11 protein-coding genes are annotated in these 12,171 nt (G+C 45.9%); 2 read left to right on the top strand and 9 right to left on the bottom strand.

What is annotated here, in order from left to right; translation table 11 throughout:
* The 9 genes from DHX103_RS15115 to DHX103_RS15075 form a co-directional block, all read right to left on the bottom strand.
* The gene (locus DHX103_RS15115) at positions 1-1,047 is read right to left on the bottom strand and encodes a type IV pilus twitching motility protein PilT (RefSeq protein WP_422123048.1); all 1,047 of its coding nucleotides are present in this window, start codon (positions 1,045-1,047) and stop codon (positions 1-3) included.
* A 3-nt stretch (positions 1,048-1,050) separates the two neighbouring features.
* Positions 1,051-2,709: a GspE/PulE family protein gene (locus DHX103_RS15110; protein ID WP_422123047.1), complete on the bottom strand. Its 1,659-nt coding sequence runs from the start codon at positions 2,707-2,709 to the stop codon at positions 1,051-1,053.
* Between the two features lie 22 nt (positions 2,710-2,731).
* Positions 2,732-4,126, bottom strand: a complete 1,395-nt coding sequence (locus tag DHX103_RS15105; RefSeq protein ID WP_422123046.1) for a hypothetical protein — start codon at positions 4,124-4,126, stop codon at positions 2,732-2,734.
* Position 4,127: 1 nt separating this feature from the next.
* The gene (locus tag DHX103_RS15100; RefSeq protein WP_422123045.1) at positions 4,128-4,553 is read right to left on the bottom strand and encodes a hypothetical protein; all 426 of its coding nucleotides are present in this window, start codon (positions 4,551-4,553) and stop codon (positions 4,128-4,130) included.
* A 39-nt stretch (positions 4,554-4,592) separates the two neighbouring features.
* A complete protein-coding gene (locus DHX103_RS15095) occupies positions 4,593-6,119 on the bottom strand; it encodes a hypothetical protein (protein WP_422123044.1) in 1,527 nt (508 codons plus the stop codon).
* Between the two features lie 14 nt (positions 6,120-6,133).
* Entirely contained in the window at positions 6,134-6,616 is a 483-nt protein-coding gene (locus tag DHX103_RS15090; protein ID WP_422123043.1) for a PilW family protein, read from the bottom strand.
* 1 nt (position 6,617) lies between these two features.
* Complete coding sequence (locus tag DHX103_RS15085) at positions 6,618-7,223, bottom strand: PulJ/GspJ family protein (RefSeq protein WP_422123042.1); 606 nt, start codon at positions 7,221-7,223, stop codon at positions 6,618-6,620.
* 221 nt (positions 7,224-7,444) lie between these two features.
* Complete coding sequence (locus DHX103_RS15080) at positions 7,445-9,148, bottom strand: sensor domain-containing diguanylate cyclase (protein WP_422123041.1); 1,704 nt, start codon at positions 9,146-9,148, stop codon at positions 7,445-7,447.
* 45 nt (positions 9,149-9,193) lie between these two features.
* Positions 9,194-10,384 (bottom strand): bifunctional folylpolyglutamate synthase/dihydrofolate synthase, encoded by a 1,191-nt coding sequence (locus DHX103_RS15075; RefSeq protein ID WP_422123040.1) that lies wholly within the window; start codon positions 10,382-10,384, stop codon positions 9,194-9,196.
* Between the two features lie 70 nt (positions 10,385-10,454).
* On the opposite strand from DHX103_RS15075, the gene DHX103_RS15070 reads away from it, so the two are divergent.
* Positions 10,455-11,318 (top strand): ATP-grasp domain-containing protein, encoded by an 864-nt coding sequence (locus tag DHX103_RS15070; RefSeq protein ID WP_422123039.1) that lies wholly within the window; start codon positions 10,455-10,457, stop codon positions 11,316-11,318.
* Positions 11,315-12,079, top strand: a complete 765-nt coding sequence (locus DHX103_RS15065) for an ATP-grasp domain-containing protein (protein WP_422123038.1) — start codon at positions 11,315-11,317, stop codon at positions 12,077-12,079. The genes DHX103_RS15070 and DHX103_RS15065 overlap by 4 nt, the downstream gene beginning before the upstream one ends.
* Positions 12,080-12,171: the final 92 nt, after the last annotated feature.

Raw genomic sequence — 12,171 nt, 5'->3', positions numbered from 1 at the left:
TTACTCCTCTCCTTCCAGGAAAGGCTGAGCAATCTGGCGGGTTATTTTGCCCTGGCTGAGAAGTTCCTGAACCGAGGTCGACATCATGTGCATGCCGGCGGCGCGGTTTGTCAGGATGACGTTTGGAATCTGGTGCACTTTTTCAGTGCGGATCAAGTTGGCGACCGCCGGATTGGAGATCATGATTTCGGTGGCAGCGATGCGTCCTTTGCCGTCAGCTGTCGGCAATAATCGCTGTGCCACGACGGCTTTCAAAATGCCGCCGAGTTGCGTACGAACCTGCGATTGCTGTTCCGGCGGGAACACGTCGATGATCCGCTCGATTGTCGTGGCGGCGCTCGACGTATGCAGCGTGCCCATCACCAAATGCCCGGTTTCAGCAGCGGTGATGGCGGTCATGATTGTTTCCAGATCGCGCATCTCACCAACCAGAATGACATCGGGATCCTGGCGCAACGCGGCGCGCAATCCGTTGGCGAAGGATTTCGTATCGAAACCGACTTCACGCTGGTCAATGACTGAGGTCCCGTGACGATGCAAATATTCAATCGGATCTTCCAGCGTAATAATATGTTTCGTACTTTCTTCATTGATATGTCGGATCATTGCCGCCAAAGTTGTGGATTTTCCAGAACCAGTCGGACCGGTCACGAGAATCAGCCCTTGATGTATTTCCGCCAGTTTCTTCAAAATCTGCGGCATTTTCAAATCATCGACAGTCGGCACTTCTGTCGGAATGGCACGGAATGCGTGCGAGATGGAGCCCCGCTGGTGAAATGAGTTAACGCGGTAACGCCCGATGCCGGCAATGGCGTAGGAATAATCCATTTCGCCTTTTTCGAGAAATATGTCCCATAACGAGTCGGGCATGATGGCTTTGCCGATCGCTTCCGAATGTTCCGGGGTCATATTCTCTTCGCCAAAGCGGCGCAATGTGCCGTGCATCCGGAATACCGGCGGGATGCCGGTCGTCAAATGAATATCGGAAACATTCAATTCCTTGGCTGCAATCAAAACTTTATCGATAAACGTTGTAGTTGTCGGCATAGTCTATTCTGCAATCGCAACGCGGAGAACTTCTTCCGTGGTGGTCATGCCCTCCTTCACTTTTAATAATCCGTCATCGATCAGGAAGATGGTTTTATTTTTCACAGCGATTTCACGAATTTCGGCTGCAGTGCCGTTGCGGTTGATGACGTTTTTAATGTCTTCATCGACAATCAGCACTTCGTGAATGGCCATCCGGCCGCGATAACCCGTCATATTGCATTGCGGACAGCCTTTGCCGCGCATGACGACATCGATTGTCAGGCCGCGTTTTTCGAAGATTTCCTGTTCACGGATTGTCGCTTGTTCAATTGACTTGCAATCGCGGCACACTTTGCGGATCAGCCGCTGTGCGACGACCGCGTTCAACGAGGCCGTGACGAGAAACGGCTCGATGCCCATATCCATCAAACGGGTAATGGACGCGATTGAATCGTTCGTGTGAATCGTGCTCAAAACAAGATGCCCCGTCAAACTGGCGCGGATGGAAATATCGGCCGTTTCTTTGTCGCGGATTTCTCCGACCATGACGATATCGGGATCCTGCCGGAGGATGGAACGCAAGCCGGCGGCGAATGTCAAGCCGACATTCGAATTCACCTGGATCTGGTTGATGCCTTCCAGCTGATACTCCACCGGATCTTCAACGGTGATGATGTTGACTTCTTCGCTATTGAGTTTATTGAGCGCCGCATAAAGCGTCGATGATTTACCGGAACCGGTCGGACCGGAAATCAGCACGATGCCGTTCGGCTTTTCGATTTCTTTCAGGAACCGTTCCATATTTGTGTCATTGAAACCGAGTTTTGAAATATCCGTCAGATTTGCGCTCAAATCAAGAATTCGCATAACGATTTTTTCACCGAAAACGGTTGGCAAGGAAGACACGCGCAAATCAATCGCGCGGAAGTCGACATTCGTCTTGATCCGGCCATCTTGCGGGATGCGGTTTTCCGTAATGTCGAGATTCGCCAAAATCTTGATGCGCGCCGTCACCATCTGCTGCATCGTTTTCGGCAACGTGCGTTCAGTGCGCAGCGAGCCGTCAATGCGGTAACGCACCAATACTTTATTTTCCTGCGGATCGAAATGGACGTCACTCGCTTTTTGCGAAACGGCGGTCGACAGGATCTGATTGACGAGGCGGACAATCGGTGCATCCAGGTCGTTCAGTTCTTCCTGCTGCTCTTTTGTCACTTCCGGCAATTCGTCGAGCAGATCATCGTACGACTCTTCATCGTAATACTTCGCGATGGTTTTTAAAATATCTTCTTTTGACGCAATGGCCGGCTCGATGTTAAAGCCGGTCGTCAGGCGCAGATCGTCGATGGTGATGATATCCATCGGATCGGTCATCGCGATATACAGGATATTATTTTCACGCTTCAGCGGAACAAGCATCTTCCGCTTCGCGACTTCTTTGGGTACCATATTGAATAATTTCGGGTCGAACGGATAGCGGTAAAGCGTAACGTGCGGAATGCCGAGCTGCACTTCCAGCGTTTCGATCAATTGCTGCTCGGTGATGATCCCTTTTTGCAGCAGGGCATCTCCGATTTTCTGGTCGCTTTGCTTGCCTTCGAGTACGCCGAGCAATTCTTCTTCGGTCAATAAGCCCTGTTCGACCAATAAATCGCCAAGTTTCTTTCTTCTGACTGCCAAAGTTCCACCCCCTTCATAACGGTTAAGGATCAATCTGAGTTCCACCTTTATCATAGTCTGGATCTTGTTCTTCATCATCCGGTATGCCATCCAAATCGGAATCGATTACCGGATCTTCATCTACCGGATTGCTCACTGTGCCGTCCGGATTCGTTATTGTGCCGTCTGGGTTTGTCACCGTTCCATCCGGGTTCGTTATAGTACCATCGGGATTCGTCACCGTGCCGTCGGGGTTAGTAATTGTACCGTCCGGATTGGTCGTGCCTTCAGGAGCTGCCGCTTTTGTCAGCGGATACACTTCAATGCGGTGAACAGGCGGATAGAAATCGGTGGAAACGGATTCCACTGACAGTTCTTTGCCATCCGAATTGACGCTGCGCGATACTTCGACCAGTACGCCGTCACTGCCTTCTTCATCGACCACTTTGCCGGAAGTCACAAAAGCGCTGAACTGGCGGATGAGCCGTGGCTCAAGCTTTTGTTCACTGCCCGTGATGATTTCGTAGGTGTGGACAAACGGCATACCGGATAATTTTGCATCGAGGCGGGATGCGTCTGCCGACAGCTGCAAGGTGAATGCATTCTCATTAATATTGGTGAATACAAAATCGACACCGAGGCTGCGGTTGATCGCCGCTTCCTGGCCCAACGGAATGGAAGTCGGCACCGCTGTTCCGATGCTTCTTTCGTCGATCAGGAAATTCGTTTTCAACACCGTTGCATAAACAGCGGAAGCGATTTCTGTCAAATCTTCGTCTGTTACATTTGCCGGCTGCATTTCATTGATAAAATCAAGGAATGAAAACTGCATGCCCGCTTCGATCGTATAATTGCTCAACGCATTGACAACATCCTGCGCGCCGGAGCTGCTGAACGAATGATTCCAGCCCGTTTCAGAAACGGTATCATAGCTGACACCCAGCGTATCATCGCTGATATTGACGCGGGTCATCGGCTGGCCCGATTGCAGCGCGATTTCCAATTTTTCATTGATTGCCGTTACATCGGCGGCTGAAAAAGTTGCTACCGGAAATTGGCGGTCCAGAAAAGTTCTCGTGGTACCTTCCGATAATTGGAAAACGAAATTGTTCTGGGTACCGGTTTGAGCTGCGGACACTGTCTCATCAAGCAGGATTTCCGCATTTTGGAGCGGATAGGATACGGTCGCATCCTGATACGTCACCAGCAATTCAGCGGTCGAACGCCACGATTCCACTTTTCCGCTAAACAGCATGCGCGCCTCTGTCAATTCCATATTCGACACATCCGTCGTTCCGATATATGTATTGCTCCCGAACTCCTGCACCGGGAACAGCCATTTATCTGCAGCAAAAGAGCCGGCGTTGGCAATGCCAAACACAAGAAGAGCGGAAGTAGAGATTGTTAATAGGGTTTTACCAAATACTTGATTATCCAACTTACCGTTCCTCCCCGCTCACGCCGATTGTCTGCATGGCAAATGATTTTTTCTTCGGCTCTTTTTCATCATATAAAGATTTTTCCGGTTCAGCAGCGGGTGCAGTTTCTTCTATAGAACCTGTCTCTACCGGAACTGTCGACTGCTGCTTTTGTTTTCTCTCGTCTGCTATGCGACGTTTCTTCGTTTTTTCCATTTCATCGATTTTCGCGTAAACGATTGCCCCGATCATCGAAATCGCCACAATGGCAAGGATCGGCACATAAAAAGCGAAATCAAGAAATTGAAGAAAAGCGGACAGGAACGCTGCGGCAACAATTGAACCCGCTATCAGCATCCGCTTCGGCAGCGGCGTACCTTTGAATTGGTAAAAGGCGAGCGGCAAGATGATTGCCGCCACCATGACGGTGATTAATATCTGGACCATATGTGAATCCCCCTTTAGTCGTTCGTTTCTGTTTCTGTATCAGTATTCGACGTCTAGATCGAAGTCTGGGTCAATAACGTACGGAACTGGAATATCGGTAATTTCATCTATATCTTGGGAAACATTAACACCGCAGCTGCTAAGGAAATTTGTATAGTTGTCATAACCCTGCACATATAATTTTGTTCTCTCCGCAGAAGTTAATTCTCCAAATTCTGGCAAAACAAACTTATTGGCGGCAAGGTTATTGGTATAGTAAATAATTTGACCTGTTGTGTTATTGTTTTTAAATTCCACTTTATTTTGAAAATCCATCCAATCTGATACTGTTATACGATCCAGGTCAAAACAAACCCGTCCATTGTCACCTATTGTTACTTTATCTTGAAAGTACATAGTGCTGCTTGGAGGATCTGTAACAATCTCTTTCCCAAGTATTAAAAGGTTCGTATTTTCTAACCCTAATCCGTGCATTAGTTTGTTTACAGTCAATTCTCTGACAATTATTGTCTGTGAATCACCTTGTACTCCAGGGTTTTGGAATTGGTCCACTATAAGATGACCATTAATTATTAGGTTGGCATTATTGAAGCTATTCATATTGCCATTACTACCCATTAATCCATCCGCACCAGCATTAACAACAACAGTTACTCCCCCAATATCTGCTGTGTTGCAATTATTCTTGTCCTCACAAACATTTGTTTTGAAGTTTGGTGTGTAAACTGTGAAGTCTGTCGGATCTAACTGGTTGTTTTTTAACAAATCAGCAAACTCTTTCACTAAATCAGTAGACCCCATTAAACACTCAAATGTCGTGGGAGTACCACCTGCAAGAATTATATCTTTTATAGATTCGCAGGTGGTCGTTGGCAAATCCTCATTAAAGATATTCTCGTAAACTAAATCCACTGACTTTGTAATCGTTTCTACAGTTAATTTATTTTCAGCAGAAAGAAAAGTAAGTGGAACTTCTACATTAAATATACCTTTTAAGTCTTTAGTTGATTCACTTGATTTTCCTGAAAGAGTAAGTTTGATCTCCAATAATCTAATGTCATCATATAAAGGAGGTGTTTGAGTAATATCGTCACCAATAGCATTTTTCTCTATAAATTCAGTATTAGTTACTTTATACTTTGCTTCTTCCGCAGGGAATGGTACATTTTCTAACCCTATTAGTGAAGTTACTTTCGCTCGTATTTTCTCAATATATGCTTCTTTCATATCATTATCTATTTGTTTTTCCAAATTAGTAAGCTCTTCTTGTGTGTCACAAGCTATCTCTCCATCATTAAAACATTTAACCAGAGTTTTTATTTCATCCTGCGTCATTTCAATGATCTCAGATTTAATTATTCCAATCTCACGCTGAAGATCCGCTGAATGATACTTCACACCCATTTCAGCTGATGCAACTGCCTGATTGGACGCGTCAACCGTTTGTTCCTGCTTTGCATTACTGAGTGAACCTGCCATAAAAGTTGCGGATAATCCCAGGAAAAGTACAACCATTAATAATACAACTAGAAGCGCATAACCCTGCTGATTTTTAATATGCTTCATCATCATTGCTCCCTTCAGTTCTGACTAGTCAACAATCTCGACAATGTGGTATCAATTGTCAAAGTTCTATTCGGATTGTTCAGATCTGTTATATTCAAGGTGATTTCGGTATGCTCTTCCTTTGGTGCCAAATCTTCAAATTTTATTGAGGTTCCGGTAGAAGTATCGATCGGTGGGCTTCCGTTGACTATGCTTCCGGAAAAATCATATTCCCCCGCAATTTCTCGGACCTCACAAACATTTGAAATATCACACGAATCAATTTTCAAATGATCATCTTCAAATATAATGCTGTATTTTTCATTGCCTCTATGGGCCGCCATCAAGCTGCTCACCATCAGATTCATTTCCTGTTGCATAATTGTTTTGTTGGTTTCGGAAGCTCCATGCTGCATTCCAATTGATATTGTCGTCCAGGCAATAACCGCGATTACAGAAACCAGCGCCAAGCCGGCAATCAATTCCACCAGGCTTATACCTTTCTCATTCAGTTTCACCTTACCCACCTCCACTAACAGGTGCAGCTTCCTTAATCGTCTTATAGCTAAGATAGGAGAAAGTCTCGCTGCTCAATCGATAAGTGTTACTGCCCGGGGTTTTCTCCTGGTAAAGCTTTAAATGGACTTTATATAATTTTATGCTGTCCGCTTTTTCGCAGCTGTCTGGAGGCGGTGCTTCTTCGCCGATCATTTCAGGATTAAGGAATTCTTCACAAACCAGGTAAATATCTGCTTCGTATAAATAACCATCTATTTTACGAAAACGCTTGTAAACTCCATTGTCAGATTCCTCTGTATAATCTAAAGACGGGTCGACCATCACACCCACAATTTCCGATGGTGGCAAAAAATCAGGCAAGACTGAGGATGCAGTGTCGATTCCGGTAACAAGTTGCCTGTTCCAGTTATCCTGCGCTGTAATCACAGCCATCTCCTGCCTCGCCAAATTCATGGTGTCCAGCTTTGCTTCTGTTTTCTCATTAAACAATGTCATCTGCGGGAAAATCGTCATGATGCCGACAAACAAGATACCCAGAATAACTAAGGCTGCCAGTACTTCGACTAAAGTTAATCCTTTTTCATTGCTGTTCCAGCATTTCTTCATGCCGAGCCCCCCACTGATAATTATAGTAATTTAAAACCTAATAATGACAACTAAGGCTTTCTTATGATGCAAAACCTAATTACTAACATTATTACACTTATATTAGGTTTCTGCACTATTTTTTTGCAGATTATTCTGTTTTTATTCCTAAATAATTAACAAATTATATTTTTATATAGTAAAAAAGACTACAAAGCCGGAATGGAATCCGGCTTGCAGTCTTATTTTGTATAGGCAGCGACTTTATTGCGCCCCGCCTGTTTTGCGCCGATGTAGAGCGCTCGGTCAGCGTTGCGGATCATTGCCATGCCATCGTCACTGTCATCCGGTGCGGATGAAACTCCGATGCTCATCGTTATTTTGATAGGTATTATTCCCCGGTCTTCGTCGAGGTCGCTTTGGATCATAAATTCGGACTTTTCGATTTGCTTACGGATATTTTCTGCAAACAGCAGTGCGAGCTCTTTGCTGTAGTTTGGCAGCAAGAGCACAAATTCTTCTCCGCCGTAGCGGGCAACGGTGCCTTCTTTGCCAACGATATCCGTCAGCATACCGGCCAGCGTGATTAGAATTTCATTGCCGCTCTGGTGGCCGTATTTATCGTTGATCCCTTTGAAGCGGTCAATATCCATCATGACCACGGAAAGGTTTCGCAATTCCCCGCTATTGACTTTCACCATGCTTTTTTCTAGTGCTTCATCAAGGTAACGGTAATTATAGAGTTTGGTCAATCCGCAGCGCTCACTTTTCGCAATGGCTTTTTGGATCAAAGCAGCTTTTTCCAATGATACCGCGAAATAAGTACTGAGGATGTCCAGAATCTGCAATTGGTGATTGACGAAAGCGTGCTTCTGGGTCGACGCGAGCACCAGGACGCCTTCGATTTTATTGTTACGAGAAATCGGTGTTGCCATCAGGCTCTCCGTATCCTTCGGAATATAGCCGGCCGTGATATCTTTCCACTGCGCTCTGTTGGAATAAATAAAGGAAGTATTATGTATGATGACATTTCCTGCAATTCCTTTATTGTAATGGACGGGTTCAACATTCAGCGCTTGGAATTCGTTATGCTCAAACATCCGCAGCATCAAAAGTTTTCCGTTCCGGTAATCGATTACATAGGCGTAATCGACCTGGAAAAGATCGGACACCTGGATGACGAATTGGTCCAGCACTTCATCCGTAGATAAACGGTCTGCCAGTTGATGGCCGATCTCTCCCGCTTTCTTCAGGTCGCTGTTGACTTTCTCCGAATTATTGTACATCCGCATGATGGCGGTCATAGTGAAAAACGGAATCCCGAGGAGCAGTAATGCACTCAAGCCGATATAGGTTTCTGAAATGTATAAGGCAATCGCCAGCGGAAATACGAGAAACGTCAGGGAAAAATCCCAAAGCGTATCAATCGAGAAAAAATTCTTGTGTTGGCCGAGAATTCTTACATAGACATAGAGAATAATTTGATTTGACAGCACTGAGACGATTTGGAAAAGAAGGCCGTAAAGCAGAATATGCGCCAAATCCAGCGAACCAATCTGTCCACCGGCAAACAAGAAAGTTAAACCGGCAATAGTCGAAATCGCAAAAAACATCATGGAGTTGAACGGTATGCGAATGGTCAGGCTCTCGGATGTCCGCAGCCTGAAAATGACAATCAGCATCGTAATTTGAGACAGGACAATCTCCGCGAAAAAGCCGAATTTCAAGAATGCAGCGACAGTCAGCCATTGCACCATATAGGTCGGCGCACCATTGATGTTCATCGGCAGCAGGCAGGCCAGGATGAAAAACACCAAGTAAGCGGCTGCATCTGCAAATGATATCGGTGGTGGCGGATAATATTGATAGACGATGTATAATCCCGCTGGAACAAAGAGGGCCCAGAGCGTCCACAGGACTATTTTTCTTTTTAATATATCACCCATAGCTAATCTCCCTTACTGGTTCACTTCATGCCAAAGAAAGCTAAATTAGTCGGGTTTATGAAGCTCGAACATCGAATAATTCTGTTTTCTCAAGATTGCCAAAAGATAAAGCGAACCCGTGACTATTGTCACTTCTTCTTTACTCGTTACAGGTAATATATCATAATGATTTTGAATTGTCTTTATTTTACTTCTATTTTTTGAAAATAAAGTTTTTGCCGGTAATGCCCGGTCATTATCAAAGTCCAGAAAGGTGAAATGGTCGCTGATGGTTTCGAGTTTTCGGAGGATCTTTTCATGGTCTTTATCCTTCAGCAAGCCCATCACCACGTGGATTTCACGGTCTGGATACGTTTCTTTCACAGTCTGGACGAGTGCATCGATGCTCGCCTCGTTATGTGCCCCGTCAAAGATGACGTCCGGAAATAATTCTTCAAAGCGGAATGGAATCTTTGCAACACCTAATCCTTTTATTGCCAATTGTTCTTTAAATTGGAATCCAAGCAGTTTTTTCGTCGTAATGAACGCTAATTTCGCGTTCACTTTTTGATGGCTTCCTTTAAGCTGCAGTTGACCTTCGAATAGTTCATTAGACTTAATTATTTCCGCTGCCATTTCATCGACTATAGTGCAGATTACCTTCTCAGCCGCTTCTGGTAAGGCGCCAATTGTGATGGGCTTTCCTCTTTTTATAATGCCGGCTTTATGCCACGCAATTTCTTCGATGGTCTCCCCCAGAAAATTGGTATGTTCCAGCGCAATGCTTGGAATGACCGAAATCAGCGGCGTGATGACATTGGTGCTGTCGAATCTGCCCCCCATGCCTGCTTCGATGATGACATAATCGGGTTTGTTTTTATTGAAGATCAAAAAAGCCGCTGCCGTCAGCAATTCGAAATCCGTCAACGGCGTCTGGATTTTTGATAATTGTTCAAACGCCGCATCAAAATCTTCTGCGGTCGCCGGCTGCCGGTCGATCTGGATCTGATCGTGGACGTCTTCGATGGCCGGAGAGAAGAAATTGCCTACAGTTTTGCCGTGCTCCATCAAAATCGCGGCGATAAAAGTGGCGGTTGAGCCTTTGCCATTGGTGCCGGCAATATGGATGAAATTCTGACCTTTTTCGGGGTTGCCAAGTTCCTCGAGTGCCTGTTCAATCGCTTTCAATCCCGGTTTAATTGCGTTGTCAGACGCGATATGCCATTTCTTTTTATAATAGTCGATTCCCGTAATCATCTAAAACCTCTTTTCCGATCTTAAACATGATACAATTTTTTTATAAGTATAGCATGAAGGTGGAATGGAAATGGCGTTGTGCTGGATCATTTATAATGGTAGTTTAATTTCTGAAAAATTTATCGACCAGGCCGAATTGGTGGCGGTGGCAGCCGAACGCGCCGGTGTCGAAACCCGCATCATGAAAAACAATGATGCCGTGATGGACCTGTCATCCGACATGGCATTGCCCGATTTCGCGGTCATGCTGGATAAAGATATCCTCCTCGGTTATTTTCTGAAGAGCCGCGGCGTTCCGGTCTATAACGATCCCGCAATCATCGACCTTTGTGACAATAAAGCCAAGCAATACATAGCATTAGCATCGGCCGGTCTGGCGATGCCCGCAACCATCATCGCACCGAAAGTCTACCCCGCCTTCTCGATCCGCGATTCGGGTTATTTTGAGCGGGTGCTCGAGCGGCTCGGCCTTCCGATGATCATCAAAGAAGGACACGGCTCGTTCGGCATGAAAGTTTACCTGATTGAAACGGAGGAACAGTTTTTCGAAAAAGTGGAAGCGCTGCGCGGCATCGATTTTGTGTTCCAGGAATTCATGGAATCAAGCCGCGGCCGCGACATCCGCGTCAATATTGTCGGCGGTGAAATCGTGGCCGCCATGTACCGCGAATCGAAAACCGATTTCCGGGCCAATATTACCAACGGCGGTGAAGCTTCGCCCATCGATTTAACCGAAGAGCAGAAAGTGCTGGCCATTGCGGCAGCCCGTGCAACCGGCGCAATTTTTGCGGGTGTCGATCTTTTATTTGATGTCGATGAACAGCCGCTTGTTTGCGAAGTAAATGCCGCCGCCCATATCCGCAATATCTTGAACGTCACCGGCATCAACGTTGCGGATGCGATGATCGCGTACATACTGGAGGATTTGCGATGATCCTATTGTACGAAACCGCTGACGCCCAGCGCAATCGAGCTTTTATCCTGGAACTCCAGAAATTTGCCGATTTTGAATTAGTTTGCTGGGACGATTGGGATGAAGATGGCGTGAATGTTTTGGCCGGCAAATTAAAAGACCAGACAGTACTGTTCCGCTGCAGGCGTCCTGTTGCAGCCCGATTTCTGGAGAATGAAGGCATCCGGCTCGTCAACCGTGCGGAAGTGAACCGCATCGCCAATGATAAATGGCAATCTTTTCAGCTGTTTTTGATGCTGGGTGTGCCCGCCATCCCCACTTACCGCAAACCGCAGGAATTTCCCTGCGTCGCGAAATCTGTCGATGGCCATGGCGGCTCCCAAGTGGAGATTCTTGAGTCTGCAGATTCGGATGTACCGTTTGATGCCGAAACTATTTATCAGCCGCTTATTCAGCATACCGCCGATGTGCGAGCGTATGTCATCGGTGACGAAGTTGTCGGCGCCGTGAAGCGGAGTTCTGAAAGCTCGTTTCGGAAAAATTTATCATTGGGTGCTGACGTCGAGCGTTATCAATTGGATTCAATACAGGAACAGGAAGTCTTAAAAATCGCACGTGCATTGAAAGCCGATTACATCGGCATCGACTTCCTGCTGCTGGATGACGGCCGCCACCTGTTCAACGAAATCGAAGATCCAGTGGGTGCCCGTTCGTTCTATCAGACGCATGATGAAAATATAGCCAAGTTGCTGGTTCGGCATGTGGAGATGAAATATGAATGACATTTGTCCTGACAAATTGAAAACCCCGACCACCTTCTATTAATACAGAAGGTGGTCGGGGTTTCTTTTTTTCTTTTTCTATAAGTTCACAT

Source organism: Planococcus daihaiensis, assembly GCF_049262615.1.
Lineage (GTDB): Bacteria > Bacillota > Bacilli > Bacillales_A > Planococcaceae > Planococcus.
The sequence above is the reverse complement of the archived record's forward strand: the minus strand, read 5'-3'. Positions and strand labels throughout refer to the sequence as shown.